Annotated in this window: 22 protein-coding genes, 2 pseudogenes and 1 riboswitch; of the genes and pseudogenes, 19 read left to right on the forward strand and 5 right to left on the reverse strand. The window is 54.3% G+C overall.

Translation table 11 applies throughout. The annotated features are described in order from the left end of the window. Positions 1-11: 11 nt before the first annotated feature. From cbiB to pduF, 4 genes are all read right to left on the reverse strand, one after another. Positions 12-971 carry an adenosylcobinamide-phosphate synthase CbiB gene (gene cbiB, locus OGV50_RS01975; RefSeq protein WP_047462732.1) on the reverse strand — a complete coding sequence of 320 codons (960 nt, stop codon included), beginning with the start codon at positions 969-971 and terminating at the stop codon, positions 12-14. Continuing rightward, complete coding sequence (locus OGV50_RS01980) at positions 968-2,347, reverse strand: cobyrinic acid a,c-diamide synthase CobB (RefSeq protein ID WP_200075652.1); 1,380 nt, start codon at positions 2,345-2,347, stop codon at positions 968-970. The genes cbiB and OGV50_RS01980 overlap by 4 nt, the downstream gene beginning before the upstream one ends. Before the next feature lie 99 nt (positions 2,348-2,446). After that, positions 2,447-2,620, reverse strand: a riboswitch (cobalamin riboswitch). A 298-nt stretch (positions 2,621-2,918) separates the two neighbouring features. Further along, a complete protein-coding gene (gene pocR / locus OGV50_RS01985; RefSeq protein WP_012131773.1) occupies positions 2,919-3,830 on the reverse strand; it encodes a transcriptional regulator PocR in 912 nt (303 codons plus the stop codon). A gap of 205 nt (positions 3,831-4,035) precedes the next feature. Next, positions 4,036-4,845, reverse strand: a complete 810-nt coding sequence (gene pduF, locus OGV50_RS01990) for a propanediol diffusion facilitator PduF (protein WP_012131772.1) — start codon at positions 4,843-4,845, stop codon at positions 4,036-4,038. A 523-nt stretch (positions 4,846-5,368) separates the two neighbouring features. Between pduF and pduA the strand changes: the two genes are divergently transcribed. The 19 genes and pseudogenes from pduA to pduV form a co-directional block, all read left to right on the forward strand. Continuing rightward, positions 5,369-5,653 (forward strand): propanediol utilization microcompartment protein PduA, encoded by a 285-nt coding sequence (gene pduA / locus OGV50_RS01995; RefSeq protein WP_001183618.1) that lies wholly within the window; start codon positions 5,369-5,371, stop codon positions 5,651-5,653. Next, a complete protein-coding gene (gene pduB / locus OGV50_RS02000; RefSeq protein ID WP_012131771.1) occupies positions 5,650-6,462 on the forward strand; it encodes a propanediol utilization microcompartment protein PduB in 813 nt (270 codons plus the stop codon). Before pduA ends, pduB begins: the two co-directional genes overlap by 4 nt. An 18-nt stretch (positions 6,463-6,480) precedes the next feature. Further along, a complete protein-coding gene (gene pduC / locus OGV50_RS02005; protein ID WP_047462720.1) occupies positions 6,481-8,145 on the forward strand; it encodes a propanediol dehydratase large subunit PduC in 1,665 nt (554 codons plus the stop codon). Positions 8,146-8,155: 10 nt separating this feature from the next. Continuing rightward, entirely contained in the window at positions 8,156-8,830 is a 675-nt protein-coding gene (pduD, locus tag OGV50_RS02010) for a propanediol dehydratase medium subunit PduD (protein ID WP_130029161.1), read from the forward strand. 14 nt (positions 8,831-8,844) lie between these two features. After that, complete coding sequence (gene pduE / locus OGV50_RS02015) at positions 8,845-9,363, forward strand: propanediol dehydratase small subunit PduE (protein ID WP_200090791.1); 519 nt, start codon at positions 8,845-8,847, stop codon at positions 9,361-9,363. A 15-nt stretch (positions 9,364-9,378) separates the two neighbouring features. Next, the gene (locus OGV50_RS02020) at positions 9,379-11,211 is read left to right on the forward strand and encodes a diol dehydratase reactivase subunit alpha (protein ID WP_012131767.1); all 1,833 of its coding nucleotides are present in this window, start codon (positions 9,379-9,381) and stop codon (positions 11,209-11,211) included. Next, positions 11,201-11,551, forward strand: coding sequence for a glycerol dehydratase reactivase beta/small subunit family protein (locus OGV50_RS02025; protein ID WP_047462708.1), 351 nt, complete (start codon positions 11,201-11,203; stop codon positions 11,549-11,551). The genes OGV50_RS02020 and OGV50_RS02025 overlap by 11 nt, the downstream gene beginning before the upstream one ends. Before the next feature lie 19 nt (positions 11,552-11,570). Next, on the forward strand, positions 11,571-11,846 hold the full coding sequence (gene pduJ / locus OGV50_RS02030) for a propanediol utilization microcompartment protein PduJ (RefSeq protein WP_004853788.1): 276 nt from the start codon (positions 11,571-11,573) through the stop codon (positions 11,844-11,846). Between the two features lie 24 nt (positions 11,847-11,870). Next, complete coding sequence (locus OGV50_RS02035) at positions 11,871-12,335, forward strand: BMC domain-containing protein (protein ID WP_047462701.1); 465 nt, start codon at positions 11,871-11,873, stop codon at positions 12,333-12,335. Positions 12,336-12,346: 11 nt separating this feature from the next. After that, on the forward strand, positions 12,347-12,979 hold the full coding sequence (locus tag OGV50_RS02040; RefSeq protein WP_012131764.1) for a phosphate propanoyltransferase: 633 nt from the start codon (positions 12,347-12,349) through the stop codon (positions 12,977-12,979). Beyond that, positions 12,976-13,467, forward strand: a complete 492-nt coding sequence (pduM, locus tag OGV50_RS02045) for a microcompartment protein PduM (RefSeq protein WP_200090792.1) — start codon at positions 12,976-12,978, stop codon at positions 13,465-13,467. The genes OGV50_RS02040 and pduM overlap by 4 nt, the downstream gene beginning before the upstream one ends. Positions 13,468-13,470: 3 nt before the next feature. Continuing rightward, on the forward strand, positions 13,471-13,746 hold the full coding sequence (locus tag OGV50_RS02050; RefSeq protein WP_012131762.1) for a EutN/CcmL family microcompartment protein: 276 nt from the start codon (positions 13,471-13,473) through the stop codon (positions 13,744-13,746). Positions 13,747-13,756: 10 nt separating this feature from the next. Beyond that, the gene (gene pduO, locus OGV50_RS02055; protein ID WP_200090793.1) at positions 13,757-14,764 is read left to right on the forward strand and encodes a two-domain cob(I)yrinic acid a,c-diamide adenosyltransferase PduO; all 1,008 of its coding nucleotides are present in this window, start codon (positions 13,757-13,759) and stop codon (positions 14,762-14,764) included. After that, positions 14,761-16,146 carry a CoA-acylating propionaldehyde dehydrogenase PduP gene (pduP, locus tag OGV50_RS02060; protein WP_012131760.1) on the forward strand — a complete coding sequence of 462 codons (1,386 nt, stop codon included), beginning with the start codon at positions 14,761-14,763 and terminating at the stop codon, positions 16,144-16,146. The genes pduO and pduP overlap by 4 nt, the downstream gene beginning before the upstream one ends. A 10-nt stretch (positions 16,147-16,156) precedes the next feature. Beyond that, positions 16,157-17,269, forward strand: a complete 1,113-nt coding sequence (locus OGV50_RS02065) for a 1-propanol dehydrogenase PduQ (RefSeq protein WP_200090794.1) — start codon at positions 16,157-16,159, stop codon at positions 17,267-17,269. Then, a complete protein-coding gene (locus tag OGV50_RS02070) occupies positions 17,266-18,621 on the forward strand; it encodes a 4Fe-4S dicluster domain-containing protein (RefSeq protein WP_153258845.1) in 1,356 nt (451 codons plus the stop codon). Before OGV50_RS02065 ends, OGV50_RS02070 begins: the two co-directional genes overlap by 4 nt. Positions 18,622-18,623: 2 nt before the next feature. Continuing rightward, positions 18,624-19,178 carry a propanediol utilization microcompartment protein PduT gene (pduT, locus tag OGV50_RS02075; RefSeq protein ID WP_012131757.1) on the forward strand — a complete coding sequence of 185 codons (555 nt, stop codon included), beginning with the start codon at positions 18,624-18,626 and terminating at the stop codon, positions 19,176-19,178. Further along, positions 19,178-19,528, forward strand: coding sequence for a propanediol utilization microcompartment protein PduU (gene pduU, locus OGV50_RS02080; protein ID WP_047462685.1), 351 nt, complete (start codon positions 19,178-19,180; stop codon positions 19,526-19,528). The genes pduT and pduU overlap by 1 nt, the downstream gene beginning before the upstream one ends. Positions 19,529-19,532: 4 nt before the next feature. After that, positions 19,533-19,964, forward strand: a pseudogene (pduV, locus tag OGV50_RS02085) (propanediol utilization protein PduV); the annotation flags it as partial. Positions 19,965-20,106: 142 nt separating this feature from the next. On the opposite strand, the pseudogene OGV50_RS02090 reads toward pduV, so the two are convergent. Then, positions 20,107-20,538 (reverse strand): annotated as a pseudogene (locus tag OGV50_RS02090) (IS5-like element IS5 family transposase); the annotation flags it as partial.

The raw sequence follows: 20,538 nt of genomic DNA on the forward strand, positions 1-20,538 counted from the left end.
GTCTGTTATCCTCAGGCTGCGCCAACCAGCAGGCACCGTACGGCGATAAACAGCGCCAGTGCCAGGGTCGAGGCTACCCACATCAATCGAATCGTTCGGGAAATGTCATCTACTGAAATGCCGCGCTGCGCGTCGCCTATCCAGGGTTTTTCAACACGCTCGCCAAAGTAGTCATTCGGGCCGCCAAGACGAATACCCAGCGCACCAGCAACAGAGGCTTCTGACCACGCGCAGTTAGGACTGCTGTGGTTGTAGCGATCCCGCCAGCCGATATGCAGGGCGCGATAGCCGTCGTAACGACACAACGTCGCGGCAATGCTCAGCAGCAGCCAGCTCAGACGCGCCGGGATAACGTTCGCAATATCATCCAGACGGGCGCTGACCATACCAATGGCGCGATATTTTTCGTGTTTATAGCCAACCATTGAATCGAGGGTATTTACGGCTTTGTACGCCATTGCTAGCGGCGCGCCGCCCAAAAAGAGGAAAAAAAGCGGGGCGATGATGCCGTCTACGGTGTTCTCAGCGACCGTTTCCACCACGGCACGATTAACCTGTTCAGGCTGTAACTGTGAGGTATCCCGTCCGACAATCCATGACAGCTTCTCGCGGCTTTCAGCTAAATCGCCCGCCCGCAGCGGGCGTTCAACATCGCGGGCAGCATTCGCAAGACAGCGGCCAGCCAGCACGGTAAAAATCATCCAGATCTCTACCAGCCAGCCAAACCAGGGATGGATCGCGCTCGCCAGCGCCAGCACGCCCCAGGAAACCGCCCACGTCACGCCGACCACCACCAGCCACATCACCGCTCCGCCAATGCGCAGCGATCTGTCGCTATGGCAGTAACGCCGCACAACACGTTGAGTTGCTGAAATTAAATTGCCAATCCAGCGTACCGGATGCGGCCAGTTCTGCGGATCGCCAATAACGAAATCAAGAAGCCAGGCGATACACCACGCAAGCACGGTCATAGCGCCTCCCTTCCTGCCGCCAGCCAGTGGTTCAGCATTGCAGGACGTTGTGCGAAATGAACGTGAAGGTAGCTTGCAAAGGTATTTCCCACCTGCCAGCCGCCAGACCATTCCTGCAATGTCTTACCATCGCGGACTTTACGGCACGCCATCACCGCCGGGTTTTCCGGGAGAAAATCAGAATAGTGGAACTCATGTCCACGCAGCACTTCGCCTGCTGCCGCCAGCAGCGTTTGCTCTCTGGCCTGCGCTTCGCAGTAGCCGAAGCGGGTCAACCGTTTCCCCATTTTGCTGTGCCCCGGAATCACATCCACCATCCGATGAATCTCTCCACTGGCGTCCTCCAGGGTACTGCCGAGGTACATCAGCCCGCCGCACTCTGCGTAAATCGCCACGCCGCGCTGATGGGCGGCGCGCATTTGCACCAGCATTGGGGTGTTCGCCGCCAACGCGGCGGCGTGTAGCTCGGGGTATCCGCCTCCCAGCCAGATCATCTGGCATTCCGGCAGCGTGCTGTCATGCAGTGGACTGAAACGCGTCATCGTTACGCCGGTACGTTCCAGCAGTTTGATGTTATCGGGATAGTAAAAGTTAAACGCTTCGTCATCCGCGATAGCAACGGTAAGTCCTTTTCCCGCCTGCGGGTCGGGTAACGCTGGCCACTCGCCAGCAGGCAGCGCGGTTAGCTGACTCAGGGAAAGAAGCGCATCAATGTCCAGCGTTCGTTCAAGCGTATCGGCAAAATCCTGCCACAGCTGTTGATTAACGATGGACTCACGCGCGGTAATCAGCCCCAGATGACGCTCCGGCAACGCCACGCCTTCCACTCCGGGAACATAGCCAAGCACCGGTAGCGAACAATAGCGTTCAATCGCCGTTTTCAGGAGTTGGTAGTGAGTTTCGCTATTAACGCGATTAACAATCACGCCAGCGATATTGAGGTCAGGATCAAAGTGCTGAAATCCCATTACCGTCGCGGCAATGGAGGTAGAAACGGCTTTACCGTCCACCAGCAAAATCACGGGGCAGCCCAGCTGTTTCGCCATCGCCGCCGTACTACAGTAGTTCGGGTCGGTGCCATAGCCGTCATAGAGTCCCATCACGCCTTCGATCACTGCGACGTCCGCCTGCTGCATGTGTTCACAAAACAGCGCGTTAAGCACGGGCTCCGGGAGCATAAAGCTGTCGAGGTTACGGGACGCACTGCCGCATACTGCCGTATGCCAGCCAGTATCGAGATAATCAGGGCCGACTTTGCATGGCTGAACACGCATTCCACGTCTTTTCAGCAGACTCAGCAGACCAAGCGTGACGGTGGTTTTACCACAGCCGCTTCCGGTTCCTGCGAGAATAAATGCGTGAAGCTTTGCCGCCATACCCTGATCCTGTTCAGGGTGGTAGAGGTATTGTTTAGCTGCGTATTACCCCAGTCTTTCGACTGTACGCTACTGAGCAACCCACTTCCCACCGAAGTTGTTGGTAAATACCGACAGGCAGGTCTTCTGGCTTAGCGTCCTCCTCGCCCGTCCTTCCCAATCTTGCGATCAGTGGTCTTACGGGGTCGTCAGCATCACAGCAGCGGGGGCTGCGGGGGATTCTCACCCCCTTCCCTGACACAAATGTGCCAAACCTGTCGGCTGATGTTATGAGCATCACTTTCTCGCTCATAACGACAATTAAATTTTAATTACCTGTTACGCGCCATTATGCCAACGCAATGGTGTAATGACGCCTGTTTTGAATGAAACACTGCGCAAAAGAATAATGAAACCTATTCATAATGACACTGTATCTCATCACAAAAATAAAAACTGGCTCAGTTTATCCTTCAGATAACATTATTTTGTTGCGCTATGACAATTTATTGCTCTGCTATAGTTTTTTTCATTTTATAATGACTGACATACAATACGATATCAAAAATCGGCAATAGCAAAATATTGCTATTTATGCGGACTCGGCGGACGAATTATCATTTATTTGCTGACGGAAAGCCTGTGGCGTGATCTGGTAGGTCTGACGGAACACTTTGCAAAAATAACTGGTTTGAGAAAAGCCTAAATTACGTGCAATGCTGGCGATACTCCAGTCACTGTGACAAAGCAGTTCTCTGGCGCTGGCCATGCGCTGTTGGTTTACCCAGGCATTAAAACCGATTCCCTGATATTTCTTGAATAACTTACTAAAGTAGTACGGGCTGAGGTAGACGTGAGAAGCGACATCCTCAAGGCGAAGATCGTCCGATAAATGCGCATCAATGTAGCGTAACGCTTTCTTCATTTTGCTGTCGTGGGGATTGGGCCCACGTTGCGAACGAGCAGGTTCCGCTTGCGGCGGATTGTCTTTAATAACAACAAAATTAAGTTGTTTTTTAAGGCAATTTTCCACAATCAGCTTCAGCAGATCCGCAGAGGCTATCACCCGCGCGTAGTCCATTTCGGGGACGTTTCGGAACTCATTCAACAGTTCAGGATCGGCCTGCCAGCGATCATCGACATTAAGAATATCAACCAGTCCGACATCATCGCTCAAACGTACCTGACCGCATAACACAAACCCCACCAGATGACCGGCAATCACCAAAGGAATGGAGAAATCGGTTAGCCCGGCATGGCAACGATAAATACAGGGCTGATCTGATTTTGACGCTTCCAGCCCCCCGCAGCGATCGCTCATACGGCAACGAATACTGTGTTGAGGATGTTGACGCATTAGCTGACAAAAAGGCGTGAAATTGAATAACTCAGAAATTTCATCACCGTGAATATTGACAACCACGACCGCCAGACTGGTGGCTTGTGCAAAATCCTGTGCGATTTTATTAATGAGTTCTGAGTTCAGGGCACTCGCAGAAATCATGATAAAACCCCTCAGTTAATTTATTGTTGCAAATAGAACATTTATTTCACATTTACCTTTCATCATCACCATACTGTATTAGTGATAAAAAAGTATAAGGGACAATAACAAAAGTCTCCCATCCGTGGGAGACGTTTTGACCAGTTCGTGAAACCAGATCACGAAATGATTTTACGTGTTTCAAAAATACATACATCCCGTCGTGTTAACGTCCATTTTCCTCCAGCTTACAGGTATTGCACGGTAAATTTTTACCAATCAGGTAGCGATAAACCGCAGCTCCGGCGCAAGCTCCGACAATCGGCGCAATAATCGGCACAATAAAATAAGGAATATCGCGCCCACCGGTCATGGCAATGTCTCCCCAACCGGCAAACCACGCGAATAATTTTGGACCAAAATCACGCGCCGGATTCATCGCAAACCCCGTAAGCGGCCCGGTAGACGCCCCGATAACGGCAACCAAAATACCGATAAGCAAAGGCGCCAGCGGCCCTTTAGGAACCCCATTGCCATCATCGGTCAGCGCCATGATCATCCCCATCAGAATCGAGGTAATGACCACTTCGACCAGCGCCGCCTGCCATACGCTCAGCGCGGCTGCCGGGTAGGTACTGAAAATACTGGCAAGTTGCAGACTCTCCACGCTGCCGCGCACCATATGGTTCGCCGCTTCAAACTCGGTAAATAAGCTACCGTAGAGCAGATAGGCCAACAGCGCGCCGCCGAACGCTCCGGCAACCTGAGCGATGGAATAAGGCAAGACCTTTCGCCCAGGGAAACAAGCAAACAACCACAGCGCAATGGTAATCGCCGGGTTCAGGTGCGCGCCCGATATCCCGGCCGTGAGATAAACGGCAAGCGAGATCCCAAGCCCCCAAATGATGCAGATCTCCCATAATCCCAGACTCGCACCCGCAACCTTTAATGCACTCAGGCAACCGATACCAAAGAACAAAAACAGCCCGGTGCCCAAAAACTCGGCAATACATTGTGCTTTTAGTGAATCGTTCATTGTGACACCTTCTAAGCAGAGTTCGTGTCTTTACCAGCACAACGCCGTACTGGCAGTAGAGTACAACGAGCATCACTATAAAAAGCGGCACCTGTAAATTGTTGGCAATCTGCCGTTAACCTGCCCCGAAAAATCGTGTTGCTATAGCAAAATATTGCTCTCTGTTTATTCTCCAGGGCAATCATGGAGCGTACTCTAACGAATAAAATGCCAGATTAGGAATAATAAAAAATTGCGATCACCAGATATTCGTTTTCAAACAAATATCACAATTCCATTTTTCGCGTAGCAAAAGTTATTTATTTTGTCATCCTGCAAAATGTAAAAATGGAATAGCGAAAACGAAATAATCATATCAAAAACAACACATCTAACCTTTAAATTCAACGAGTTATAAAAAATCACAGCAATTTAATGCTATTGAGCACCCATTATTTTTTCATTCTCTTTTTAAAGTCAGCCATTCTTTTTCCTCGCTTCTTTTTATAGTCATCAACATCGGGACAACCCAGGCGAGGTCTTTATGCAACAAGAAGCATTAGGAATGGTAGAAACCAAAGGCTTAACCGCAGCCATAGAGGCCGCAGACGCAATGGTGAAGTCAGCCAATGTGATGTTAGTCGGCTATGAAAAAATTGGCTCCGGGCTGGTAACGGTCATCGTTCGCGGTGACGTTGGCGCAGTAAAAGCGGCAACCGATGCGGGCGCCGCTGCCGCACGCAACGTGGGAGAAGTGAAAGCCGTACACGTTATTCCACGCCCTCATACCGATGTAGAAAAAATCTTACCGAAGGGAATTAGCCAATGAGCAGCAATGAACTGGTGGAACAGATCATGGCGCAGGTGATTGCCCGTGTGGCAACGCCAGAACAAACGGCCATTCCTGAAGAAACCCACCCAATACGAGAGACGGCTATGGCAGAGAAAAGTTGCAGTTTAACGGAATTTGTCGGCACCGCGATTGGCGACACCGTCGGTCTGGTGATCGCAAATGTGGACAGTGCCTTACTGGAAGCGATGAAGCTGGAAAAGCGCTACCGCTCCATCGGAATCCTTGGCGCGCGAACTGGCGCAGGCCCGCACATTATGGCTGCCGATGAAGCAGTAAAAGCGACCAATACCGAAGTGGTCAGCATTGAGCTTCCCCGCGATACCAAAGGCGGCGCAGGCCACGGCTCGCTGATTATTTTAGGCGGCAACGATGTTTCGGACGTGAAGCGCGGCATTGAAGTTGCGCTGAAAGAACTCGACCGGACGTTTGGCGACGTATACGCCAATGAAGCCGGACATATCGAGCTGCAATACACCGCTCGCGCCAGCTATGCGCTTGAAAAAGCCTTTGGCGCGCCAATTGGCCGCGCCTGCGGCGTGATTGTCGGCGCCCCCGCCTCCGTTGGCGTACTGATGGCGGATACCGCGCTGAAATCCGCCAATGTTGAGGTCGTGGCTTACAGCTCTCCGGCACACGGCACCAGCTTCAGTAACGAAGCCATTCTGGTGATTTCCGGGGATTCCGGCGCTGTACGTCAGGCGGTTATTTCAGCCCGTGAAATCGGCAAAACCGTTCTGTCCACCCTCGGCGCGACGCCGAAAAACGATCGTCCGTCCTACATCTGATATCCGTGAGGCTGATTCATGAGATCGAAAAGATTTGAAGCACTGGCGAAACGCCCTGTGAATCAGGACGGCTTCGTTAAGGAGTGGATCGAAGAAGGCTTCATTGCGATGGAAAGCCCGAACGACCCCAAACCGTCGATTAAAATCGTTAACGGCGCGGTCACCGAGCTGGACGGCAAAGCCGCCAGCGAATTTGACCTGATCGACCACTTTATCGCCCGTTACGGTATTAACCTGGCGCGCGCGGAAGAAGTGATGGCGATGGACTCGGTCAAACTCGCCAATATGCTGTGCGATCCAAACGTCAAACGCAGCGACATCGTTCCGCTCACCACGGCGATGACGCCAGCAAAAATCGTTGAAGTCGTCTCACACATGAACGTGGTAGAGATGATGATGGCGATGCAAAAAATGCGCGCCCGCCGCACGCCTTCTCAGCAGGCGCATGTCACCAACGTGAAAGACAACCCGGTTCAGATTGCCGCCGATGCCGCAGAAGGCGCGTGGCGTGGGTTTGATGAGCAAGAGACAACGGTTGCGGTTGCGCGCTACGCCCCGTTCAATGCTATCGCTCTGCTGGTGGGTTCCCAGGTCGGTCGCCCAGGCGTATTAACGCAGTGTTCACTGGAAGAAGCCACCGAACTGAAGCTCGGTATGCTGGGCCACACCTGCTACGCCGAAACCATTTCCGTCTATGGTACTGAACCGGTCTTTACCGATGGCGACGATACCCCCTGGTCAAAAGGTTTCCTCGCCTCTTCCTATGCCTCTCGCGGCCTGAAAATGCGCTTTACCTCGGGGTCGGGTTCCGAGGTACAGATGGGCTATGCTGAAGGCAAATCAATGCTCTATCTGGAAGCCCGCTGTATCTATATCACCAAAGCCGCAGGCGTTCAGGGTCTACAGAACGGTTCTGTCAGCTGCATCGGCGTTCCTTCCGCCGTACCGTCAGGCATTCGCGCCGTACTGGCGGAAAACCTGATCTGCTCCGCGCTGGATCTGGAATGCGCCTCCAGTAACGACCAGACCTTCACCCACTCCGATATGCGTCGTACCGCGCGTCTGCTGATGCAGTTCCTGCCGGGTACTGACTTCATCTCCTCGGGTTATTCCGCCGTACCGAACTACGACAACATGTTTGCCGGTTCAAACGAAGATGCGGAGGACTTCGACGACTACAACGTTATCCAGCGTGACCTGAAAGTGGACGGTGGTCTGCGTCCGGTTCGCGAAGAAGACGTTATCGCCATCCGTAATAAAGCCGCGCGCGCGCTGCAAGCCGTGTTTGCCGGAATGGGGCTGCCGCCGATTACCGATGAAGAGGTTGAAGCCGCAACCTACGCTCACGGCTCGAAAGATATGCCTGAACGTAACATCGTCGAAGACATCAAGTTCGCGCAAGAGATCATCAACAAAAACCGTAACGGTCTGGAAGTGGTGAAAGCCCTTGCAAAAGGCGGTTTCACCGACGTCGCGCAAGACATGCTCAACATCCAGAAAGCCAAGTTAACCGGAGACTATCTGCATACCTCCGCCATTATCGTCGGCGACGGGCAGGTGCTCTCTGCGGTGAATGACGTCAACGATTATGCCGGTCCGGCAACAGGTTATCGCCTGCAAGGCGAACGCTGGGAAGAGATTAAAAACATCCCTGGCGCACTCGATCCCAACGAACTTGGCTAAGGGGTGAAAAATGGAAATTAATGAAAAGCTGCTGCGCCAGATAATCGAAGACGTGCTGTCCGACATGCAAACCAGCGATAAGCCCGTCTCCTTTCGCGCACCGACAGCATCAACTTCGTCGCAAACCGCAGCACCGCAAGGCGACGGTTTTCTAACGGAAATTGGCGAGGCCAGACAAGGTACGCAGCAGGATGAAGTGATCATTGCCGTGGGCCCGGCATTTGGCCTGTCGCAGACCGTGAATATCGTCGGCTTGCCGCACAAAAATATCCTGCGTGAAGTGATCGCCGGTATTGAAGAAGAAGGCATTAAAGCCCGCGTGATCCGCTGCTTTAAATCCTCTGACGTGGCGTTCGTCGCCGTTGAAGGCAACCGCCTCAGCGGCTCCGGCATTTCAATCGGCATTCAGTCAAAAGGCACTACCGTTATCCATCAGCAAGGGCTGCCGCCGCTCTCCAATCTGGAGTTATTCCCTCAGGCACCGCTGCTGACGCTGGAAACGTATCGTCAGATTGGCAAGAACGCCGCGCGCTATGCGAAGCGTGAGTCACCACAACCGGTTCCGACCTTAAATGACCAAATGGCGCGCCCGAAGTACCAGGCGAAATCCGCCATTCTGCACATTAAAGAGACGAAGTATGTCGTGACGGGCAAAAACCCGCAGGAACTGCGCGTGGCGCTTTAACAAAGGATACCTCCATGAATACCGACGCAATTGAATCGATGGTTCGGGACGTGTTGAGCCGCATGAACAGCTTGCAGGGCAACGCACCTGCTCCGGCCACAGCAAGCGCATCAACGCATACCGCAAAAGTGACGGATTATCCGCTGGCGAATAAACATCCAGAATGGGTAAAAACCGCCACCAATAAAACGCTGGATGAATTCACGCTGGAAAACGTCCTCAGCGACAAAGTGACCGCACAGGATATGCGTATCACGCCGGATACGCTGCGCATTCAGGCGGCTATCGCCAGAGATGCCGGACGTGACCGCCTGGCGATGAACTTTGAGCGCGCAGCGGAACTGACCGCCGTACCAGACGATCGAATCCTTGAGATCTACAACGCCCTGCGTCCATACCGCTCGACGAAAGAAGAGCTGATGGCTATCGCAGACGATCTGGAAAATCGCTATCAGGCGAAGATTTGCGCAGCTTTCGTGCGTGAAGCGGCAACGTTATACGTCGAGCGTCAAAAACTCAAAGGTGACGATTAATTTTAGGGAAATACGATGCGATACATAGCTGGCATTGATATTGGCAACTCATCAACAGAAGTCGCGCTGGCGCGGCTGGATGAGGCTGGCGCGCTGACCATTACCGGCAGCGCGCTGGCGGAAACCACCGGAATTAAAGGCACATTACGAAATGTGTTTGGTATTCAGGAGGCGCTTACGCTTGCGGCAAAAAACGCAGGCATCAATGTCAGCGATATTTCGCTTATCCGCATCAACGAAGCCACACCGGTCATTGGCGATGTCGCGATGGAAACCATCACGGAAACCATCATTACCGAGTCCACAATGATCGGCCATAACCCTAAAACCCCAGGCGGGGTCGGTCTGGGTGTGGGAGTGACCATTACGCCGCAAGAGTTATTAACCCGCCCGGCGGATACGCCTTATATCCTGGTCGTGTCATCGGCGTTCGATTTCGCCGATGTCGCCACTATGATTAACGCCTCCGTACGCGCCGGATATCAACTCACCGGCGTCATTTTGCAGCAAGACGACGGCGTCCTTGTCAGCAACCGCCTGGAACAGCCTTTACCGATCGTCGATGAAGTGCTCTATATCGACCGGATTCCGCTGGGCATGCTGGCCGCAATTGAGGTTGCCGTACCAGGGAAAGTGATTGAAACGCTCTCTAACCCTTACGGTATTGCCACGGTTTTCGGCCTTAATGCCGAAGAAACCAAAAATATCGTCCCTATGGCGCGCGCGCTGATTGGCAATCGCTCCGCCGTCGTCGTGAAAACGCCATCAGGGGATGTCAAAGCACGCGCCATTCCCGCCGGGAATCTGGAACTGCTTTCTCAGGGACGCACGCTCCGTGTGGATGTTGCCGCCGGTGCTGAAGCCATCATGAAAGCGGTGGGCGAATGCCGCAAGCTGGACAACGTGACCGGCGAAGCCGGCACCAATATTGGCGGCATGCTGGAACATGTACGCCAGACCATGGCGGAACTGACCAATAAGCCCAGCAACGAGATCTTCATTCAGGATTTGCTGGCTGTCGATACTTCCGTTCCGGTGAGCGTTACCGGCGGGCTGGCAGGCGAATTTTCTCTGGAGCAGGCCGTGGGCATCGCCTCAATGGTGAAATCCGACCGTCTGCAAATGGCGATGATCGCCCGCGAAATCAAACAAAAGCTGAGTGTTGACGTTCAGGTTGGCGGTGCTGAGGCTGAAGCGGCGATTTTAGGCGCGTTGACGACTCCCGGCACCACGCGTCCGCTGGCGATTCTCGATTTGGGCGCAGGTTCGACAGATGCCTCCATCATCAATCCCAAAGGGGAGATCATTGCCACCCACCTCGCAGGAGCTGGCGATATGGTCACGATGATTATTGCCCGTGAACTGGGTCTGGATGACCGCTATCTGGCAGAAGAGATTAAAAAATATCCGCTCGCGAAGGTGGAAAGCCTTTTTCATCTGCGTCACGAAGATGGCAGCGTCCAGTTTTTCCCCACCCCGCTGCCGCCAGCCGTATTTGCCCGCGTATGTGTGGTGAAGCCTGATGAACTGGTTCCATTACCCGGCGATTTAGCGCTGGAAAAAGTACGCGCTATTCGCCGCAGCGCCAAAGAACGGGTTTTTGTCACTAACGCCCTGCGCGCGCTGCGCCAGGTCAGCCCGACCGGCAACATTCGTGACATTCCTTTTGTTGTGCTGGTTGGCGGATCGTCTCTGGATTTCGAGATCCCGCAACTCGTCACCGATGCGCTGGCGCACTATCGCCTGGTGGCCGGTCGCGGAAACATTCGCGGCACAGAAGGCCCGAGAAATGCAGTCGCAACCGGGCTGATTCTCTCCTGGCATAAGGAGTTCGCGCATGGACAGTAACGCCAGTACCCCGGCTATCGTTATTTCGACCATCAATGACGGTATCGCGGTCTGGAAAGAGGTGCTTCTCGGTATTGAAGAAGAAGGCATCCCCTTTGTTATCCAGACGCAGACTGACGGTGACGTGACCCATTGCGCCTGGCAGGCGGCGCGTCGGTCTCCACTACTCGTCGGCATAGCCTGCGACAAAGAAAAGCTGGTTGTGCATTACAAGAATTTACCCGCATCAGCGCCGCTTTTTACGCTGATGTATCACCAGGACAGCCATGCCCGGCGAAGTGCTGGTAACAACGCGGCAAGGTTAGTCAAAGGGATCCCCTTTCGGGATCTGAATACCTAAGCAACAGGAGAATCGCAGTATGAACAACGCACTGGGACTGGTTGAAACAAAAGGGTTAGTCGGCGCTATCGAAGCCGCTGACGCCATGGTGAAGTCCGCCAACGTGCAACTGGTGGGCTATGAAAAAATCGGCTCCGGCCTGGTCACCGTTATGGTTCGCGGTGATGTTGGCGCGGTTAAAGCGGCAGTCGATGCGGGAAGCGCCGCAGCAAGCGCCGTGGGCGAGGTGAAATCTTGCCACGTTATTCCACGTCCGCACAGCGACGTTGAGGCCATTTTACCCAAGTCAGCCTAAACGGCCGCAACCAAGGAGCACAGCGTGAAGCAATCACTGGGATTACTTGAAGTTAGTGGTCTGGCATTAGCCATCAGTTGCGCGGATGTCATGGCGAAAGCCGCTTCCATCACGCTGGTGGGGCTTGAGAGAACCAACGGTTCTGGCTGGACGGTGATCAAAATCACCGGTGATGTGGCCTCCGTGCAGTCCGCCATCATCACCGGTGCCAGTTTTGCCGATCAACAGCAGGGGCTGATCGCCCATAAAGTTATCGCCAGGCCTGGGGAGGGGATTCTTTCCCGCGCGACGGTTATTCCGCCCGCACCCATGCCAGCCCCGGAACCTGAAACAGAACCTGAATCTGAACCTGACGTCGTTGTTGTAGAAGAGTCAGTACCGGAAGCAGAACCCGAAGCCGGAATGGTCAGTTGCAATCTCTGTCTTGACCCTGCCTGTAAGCGGCAAAAAGGCGAGCCCCGGTCACTCTGCCTGCATTCAGGTAAGTGAGGTAAAGCGTAATGGATAAACAGCTTCTGGAAACAACCGTCAGCAAAGTGCTGGATGAAATGCGTGAGCGCCCTATTCCTCTGGGTGTTTCCAACCGTCATATCCATCTTAGCGCTGAAGACTATGCCCGGCTTTTCCCTGGTCAGCCAATCAGCGAGAAAAAAGCGCTGCTCCAGCCTGGGCAATATGCGGCCGACCAGACCGTCACGCTTATTGGCCCTAAAGGTCAGCTAAAGAATGTGCGCCTGCTCGGCCCCCTTCGCCGTACCAGCCAGGTTGAGATTTCCCGCACCGATGCCAGAACATTGGGCATCGCTGCGCCGCTGCGCATGTCGGGAGACCTTAAAGGAACGCCAGGCATTCGTCTTGTCAGCCCCTTCGCCGAGCTGGATCTCGCATCCGGCGTGATTGTCGCCCAACGCCACATTCATATGTCGCCGCTTGATGCGTTGATATTTCGCGTTGCGCATGGCGATAAAGTCTCTGTCGCTATTGAAGGCAATGCGCGCAGGCTGATTTTCGACAACGTCGCGATTCGCGTCTCTGCGGATATGCGTCTTGAAATGCACATCGACACAGACGAAGCCAATGCCGCAGGCGCCGACAGCCCGGACGCATTTGCCACTCTGGTTACACCGCGATGAACGGCGAGATGTTGCAGCGCATTATTGAGGAGGTCATCTCCCGCTTGCAGCGTCGGGCGGAAAGCACGGCCACGCTCAGTATTTCGCAACTGCGGGAGGCCGATTCCCGCGCGCTGTTTTGTCAGTATGCGGCGCTGCATATTGTGCAGGCGGACCTGCCTTCGCTGACGTATATCGCAGAACAGGATGCTGACGACCCTGTAGCGAAGAAAGTCCATGACGCACTGGCATCAGGTATTTGTCTACAGATATCCCTGCACCATCGCCTGTTGCCGTCGCTGCCGGTGAAAAAGCTGGCGCGTCTGCCCATCAGGCTGGTCGATGAACGAGGGCAAACAATCTGCCTGCATCCGACCACTCTTTTGAGTTACGCCGACGTCGCCCTACTCGCGGGGCAATTACTGGTGCTGCGTCGTCGCTGTGTCGTCACCGCTCTGGCCCGTGAAGCCGCCAGCGCGCGGAATATTCAACTTATTAAGCAGGAGTGAACCATGCATCTGGCACGAGTCACAGGCGCGGTGGTATCCACGCAAAAATCGCCCTCTCTGGTTGGGAAAAAACTTTTGCTGGTACGTCGGGTAAGTGCCGATGGAGAGCTTCCCGACTCGCCTATTACCGGAGATGAGGTTGCCGTCGATTCCGTCGGCGCTGGCGTGGGTGAACTGGTTTTACTCAGCAGCGGCTCCAGCGCCAGACATGTTTTTTCCAGCCCGAACGAGGCCATCGATCTGGCCATTGTCGGCATCGTAGACACGCTTTCTCATTAAGGAGCGGATGATGGCGATTTATACCCGAACAGGAGATTCCGGCACTACGGCCTTATTTACCGGCCAACGGGTCAGTAAAACGCATCCACGCGTCGAAACCTACGGCACGCTGGATGAACTCAATGCAGCGCTAAGTTTATGCGTTTGCGCCACAACCTGCGCGCAACACCGCACGTTGCTCGAATCTATTCAGATGCAGATATTCTGGTTTAGCGCCGAACTCGCCAGCGAAAGCGAGCAGCCGTCGCCGGAGCAGCGCTATATCAGCGCGGAAGATATTGCCGCGCTTGAAGCGGCTATTGATACCGCGATGGGACGCGTTACGCCTTTACACAGTTTTATTTTACCTGGCCGTTGCGAAGCCGCGAGTCGCCTGCACTTTGCCCGCACGCTTGCCCGCCGGGCTGAAAGACGTCTGGTCGAGCTGTCGGCAACCGCCAGCGTCAGGCACGTCCTGATGCGCTACATCAACCGCTTATCTGATTGCTTGTATGCGCTGGCGCGCGCCGAAGATCATGACGCTCATCAGAACAACATCATTCGGGAGGTCACTGAGCGCTACCTGGCCTCAAACCCGGCCTCTGTCGTCAAGGAGTCCTCTATGGCCCTCTCTTTTCACGAGCTTCATCAGTTAACTCGTTCAGCGGTGGCGCGGGCGGAGGCGCTTCAGGTTCCTGTGGTCGTCAGCATTGTGGATGCCAACGGCACCGAAACCGTGACCTGGCGTATGCCGGACGCTCTGCTGGTGAGCAGTGAACTGGCGCCGAAAAAAGCCTGGACCGCCGTCGCCATGAAAACAGCCACCCACGAACTGGCTTGCGCCGTTCAGCCGGGCGCTTCGCTCTACGGTCTGGAAAGCCATATGCAGGGGAAAGTCGTCACTTTTGGCGGCGGATTCGCGTTATGGCGTGATGGTCTGCTCATTGGGGGTCTTGGCATCAGCGGCGGGAGCGTTGAACAGGACATGGATATTGCACAAGCCGCCATAGCGGCAATTAACGTGAGAACACATCAATGAATACTTCTGAACTGGAAACCCTCATCCGTAATATTTTAAGCGAACAGTTGGCGCCTGCGCAGGCCGAAACGCAAGGACACGGTATTTTTCAGTCCGTCGGCGAAGCGATAGACGCGGCGCATCAGGCTTTCTTACGTTATCAGCAGTGTCCGCTCAAAACGCGCAGCGCCATTATCAGCGCCCTGCGCCAGGAGCTTACTCCGCATCTTGCCACGCTGGCGGCGGAGAGCGCAGCGGAAACGGGGATGGGAAACAAAGAAGATAAATTTCTTAAAAACAAAGCCGCGCTGGATAACACGCCAGGCATTGAGGATTTGACAACCACGGCCCTCACCGGCGATGGCGGCATGGTGCTGTTTGAATATTCACCGTTCGGCGTCATTGGTTCCGTCGCGCCCAGCACCAACCCTACCGAAACCATTATTAACAACAGCATCAGTATGCTGGCTGCGGGCAACAGCGTTTATTTCAGCCCGCATCCTGGCGCGAAGAACGTCTCACTCAAATTGATCGGCATGATCGAAGATATCGCCTTCCGCTGCTGCGGCATCCGTAATCTGGTCGTCACTGTCGCAGAACCGACCTTTGAGGCAACTCAGCAAATGATGGCGCATCCCAATATTGCGGTGCTGGCTATTACTGGCGGCCCCGGCATTGTTGCGATGGGAATGAAAAGCGGTAAAAAGGTCATTGGCGCCGGGGCAGGCAATCCGCCCTGCATCGTTGATGAGACCGCCGATATCGTCAAAGCGGCCGAAGATATCATCAACGGCGCAGCGTTCGATTACAACCTGCCCTGTATCGCAGAAAAAAGTCTGATTGTCGTAGAGAGCGTCGCTGAGCGCCTGGTTCAGCAAATGCAGGCTTTCGGCGCATTGCTGTTAAACGCTGCGGATATCGATAAATTACGCGCCGTCTGCCTCCCGGAAGGTCACGCGAATAAAAAACTGGTCGGGAAAAGCCCTGCCGCCATGCTGGAAGCCGCCGGTATTGCCGTTCCCGCAAAACCGCCGCGTTTGCTTATCGGTATCGTCAGTGCCGACGATCCGTGGGTAACCAGCGAACAGTTGATGCCAATGCTACCCGTCGTGAAGGTTGATAATTTCGACAGCGCGCTGGCACTGGCGCTAAAAGTTGAAGAAGGCCTGCACCATACCGCCATTATGCACTCGCAGAATGTCTCTCGCCTGAATCTGGCGGCGCGCACCTTACAGACCTCTATTTTTGTGAAAAACGGCCCTTCCTATGCCGGTATCGGCGTTGGCGGCGAAGGGTTTACCACCTTTACCATCGCCACCCCGACCGGCGAAGGGACAACCTCAGCACGCACATTTGCCCGTTCCCGTCGCTGCGTACTGACCAACGGCTTTTCAATTCGCTAATGAGGTCGTTATGAATACGTTTTCACTACCAACCCGATTGTACAGTGGCAGAGGAAGTCTGGATGTGCTGACGCGTTTTACAAACCGTCATATCTGGATTATCTGTGATGGATTTCTGGCGCAATCACCGCTGATCAATACGCTGCGCGACGCCCTTCCAACGGATAATCGCATCAGCATATTCAGCGACATCACCCCGGACCCTACCATCGGTACGGTAGTGCAAGGTATTGCGCAAATGCATGCCCTGCGACCGGATATGGTCATCGGCTTTGGCGGAGGATCGGCGCTCGACGCGGCAAAAGCCATCGTCTGGTTCAGCCGTCAGTTCGGCATCGAAATTGAAACCTGTGTTGCAATTCCCACCACCAGCGGCACCGGTTCCGAAGTCACCAGCGCATGCGTCATTAGCGATCCAGAAAAGGGCATTAAATATCCGTTATTTAATAAAGCGTTGTATCCAGATATGGCTATTCTCGACCCGACGCTGGTTGTCACCGTTCCGGCAAATATTACCGCCAACACGGGGATGGACGTCCTGACGCATGCGCTTGAAGCATATGTGTCTCCGCACGCCAGCGACTTCACTGACGCGCTGGCGGAAAAAGCCGCGCAAATCGTCTTTCAGTATCTGCCCGTTGCGGTCAGGAAAGGGGATTGTCTGGCTACCCGTGGGAAGATGCACAACGCCTCAACGCTGGCGGGAATGGCGTTTAGCCAAGCAGGACTGGGGCTGAACCATGCTATTGCCCATCAGTTAGGCGGCCAGTTTCATCTGCCGCACGGGCTTGCCAATGCACTGCTGCTGACATCGGTCATCCGCTTTAACGCCCACGATCCCCGGGCGGCAAAACGATACGCAAGACTCGCGAAAGCCTGTCAACTCTGCCCCGCCAGCGCAAACGAGACGTCATGCCTCAATGCGCTGATTCATCAGATTGAGCAGCTCAAAACACAGTGTGCAATCCCTTCATTCGCCCAGGCGCTTAAAGAGGGACGACAGGCGTATTCACAACGAATCCCGGTCATGGCTCAGGCGGCGCTGGCTGATGTGACGTTAAGAACCAACCCACGTACCGCCAATGCCAGCGCGATCCGGGAACTTCTTGAGGCGTTGTCATGAATACCGTCAGCGCCATTGAACAGGATAGCTATGATGCGCAAACCATATGCGATCGAGTACGTGCTGCGGGCGTGGTTGGCGCCGGGGGGGCGGGTTTCCCCGCCCATGTCAAACTACAGGCGCAGGTTGAGATCTTTTTGGTTAATGCTGCTGAATGTGAACCGATGCTCAAGGTTGATCAGCAATTAATGGCGCAGCAGCCCGCGCGCCTGATTCGCGGCGTGCAGTACGCCATGAAGGCAACCGGCGCACGCGAGGGGATTATTGCGTTAAAAGAAAAATACCGCGATGCGATTGAGGCATTAACCCCCCTGCTACCTTCCAGTATCAGGCTGCATATTTTACCGGATGTCTACCCGGCCGGGGACGAAGTGCTGACCATCTGGATGGCGACAGGCCGACGCGTTCCGCCTGCGGCGTTGCCAGTGAGCGTCGGCGTGGTGGTCAATAATGTTCAGACCGTACTGAATATCGCCCGTGCGGTAGAACAACAGTATCCCGTAACGCGCCGCACTCTTACCGTTAACGGCGCGGTTGCAAGGCCGCTGACCGTCACCGTCCCTGTCGGTATGTCTTTACGCGACGTTTTAGCGCTTGCAGGCGGCGCCACCGTTGATGACCCTGGATTGATTAACGGCGGCCCCATGATGGGAAGCCTGGTGACATCGCTGGATTCACCGGTGACAAAGACCACCGGCGGCCTGTTGGTGTTACCAAAAAACCATTCCTTGATTCAGCGGCGAATGCAGGATGAACGCACCGTTTTGTCTGTCGCAAGAACCGTTTGCGAGCAATGCCGGTTATGTACTGATTTATGCCCCAGGCATTTGATCGGCCATGAGTTATCTCCCCATTTGCTGGTACGCGCGGTGAACTATCAACAGGCCGCGACACCGCAACTCCTGCTTAGCGCGCTGACGTGTTCAGAATGCAACGTTTGCGAAAGCGTGGCATGCCCGGTGGGGATCTCCCCCATGCGCATTAACCGTATGCTGAAACGTGAACTACGGGCGCAAAACCTCCGTTACGAAGGCCCGCTGAATCCCGCCGATGAAATGGCGAAATATCGACTTGTGCCGGTTAAGCGATTGATTACCAAACTGGGGCTCAGCGACTGGTATCACGACGCACCGTTAACGGACGTCGCCCCTTCAACAGACAAAACGACGCTACTCTTGCGTCAGCATATTGGCGCCAGCGCCGTTCCCTGCGTGCAAAAAGGTGAACGCGTTGTCCGTGGACAGTGTGTCGCCGATATGCCATCTGGCGCGTTAGGCGCTCCCGTTCACGCCAGTATTGACGGCATTGTCAGCGACATTACTGAACACGCCATCACGGTTGTAAGAGGTTAACCATGTCTCAGGCTATAGGTATTTTAGAACTCACCAGCATCGCTAAAGGAATGGAAGCAGGCGATGCCATGCTGAAAAGCGCCAGCGTCAATTTACTGGTCAGTAAAACAATCTGTCCGGGTAAATTTTTACTGATGCTGGGCGGCGATGTCGGTGCGGTACAGCAGGCCATCGAAACGGGCACATCGCTGGCCGCAGACATGCTCGTGGATAGTCTGGTGCTGCCGAATATTCATGCCAGCGTGCTGCCTGCGGTCAGCGGGTTGAACAGCGTTGATCAACGTCAGGCCGTAGGGATCGTGGAAACCTGGAGCGTAGCAGCCTGTATCAGTGCCGCCGATCGCGCCGTTAAAGCCTCCAACGTGACGCTGGTGCGTGTCCATATGGCATTCGGTATTGGCGGAAAATGTTACATGGTGGTGGCAGGCGATGTCTCCGATGTCAACAACGCCGTTACGGTAGCCAGTGAAAGCGCAGGCGAAAAAGGACTGCTGGTTTACCGCGCCGTGATCCCCCGTCCGCATGAAGCCATGTGGCGACAGATCGTGGAGGGATAATGGAAAAGCAACCGACAACGGAACGCATGATTCAGGAGTATGTTCCCGGGAAACAGGTGACGCTGGCGCATCTGATTGCTAACCCCGGCAAAGATCTCTTTAAAAAACTGGGTCTGCCGGATGCGGTGTCCGCTATTGGGATCCTGACCATTACGCCCAGCGAAGCCTCGATTATTGCCTGCGATATCGCCACCAAATCCGGCGCGGTCGAGATTGGTTTTCTTGACCGTTTCACCGGGGCCGTCGTGCTGACCGGCGATGTCTCAGCCGTCGAGTATGCGTTAAATCAGGTGACCAGAACATTGGGAGAAATGATGCGTTTTACCGCCTGCCCAATTACCCGGACATAACGCCATGAAACGCATTATGTTAATCGGCCCCAGCCAGTGCGGGAAAACCTCTCTTACACAGAGTCTGAACGGCGAAGCGCTTCATTACCAGAAAACACAGGCTATTGTCTGGTCGCCCGGCACGATCGATACGCCAGGCGAATATCTGGAGAACCGCTGTCTGTATAGCGCGCTGCTGGCAAGCGCCTGTGAAGCCGACATTATCGCGCTGGTTCTTAATGCCGATGCGCCGTGGTCGCCCTTCTCCCCCGGTTTTACCGGCCCAATGAACAGACCCGTTATCGGGATCGTCACCAAATCTGATTTGGCGGATTCGTCACGTATCTCATGCGTGGAAAACTGGCTGATTCAAGCCGGTGCGCAGAAAATTTTTGTCACCAGCGCGCTGATGAAATCCGGGATTGATGAAATGTTTGTTTTTCTGAGTGCTAAGGAAGGTGCGAATAAGTGGGGAAATTCTTCTCGGCTGACTCAGTCATTTCATTTCTTCATGTTTGAGCCGATTTTTTCTCCCGTAAATGCCTTGAATCAGCCTATTTAGACCGTTTCTTCGCCATTTAAGGCGTTATCCCCAGTTTTTAGTGAGATCTCTCCCACTGACGTATCATTTGGTCCGCCCGAAACAGGTTGGCCAGCGTGAATAACATCGCCAGTTGGTTATCGTTTTTCAGCAACCCCTTGTATCTGGCTTTCACGAAGCCGAACTGTCGCTTGATGATGCGAAATGGGTGCTCCACCTTGGCCCGGATGCTGGCTTTCATGTATTCGATGTTGATGGCCGTTTTGTTCTTGCGTGGATGCTGTTTCAAGGTTCTTACCTTGCCGGGGCGCTCGGCGATCAGCCAGTCCACATCCACCTCGGCCAGCTCCTCGCGCTGTGGCGCCCCTTGGTAGCCGGCATCGGCTGAGACAAATTGCTCCTCTCCATGCAGCAGATTACCCAGCTGATTGAGGTCATGCTCGTTGGCCGCGGTGGTGACTAGGCTGTGGGTCAGGCCACTCTTGGCATC

This window comes from Citrobacter sp. CK180 (genome assembly GCF_030333655.1).
Taxonomy (GTDB): Bacteria; Pseudomonadota; Gammaproteobacteria; order Enterobacterales; family Enterobacteriaceae; genus Citrobacter_B; species Citrobacter_B koseri.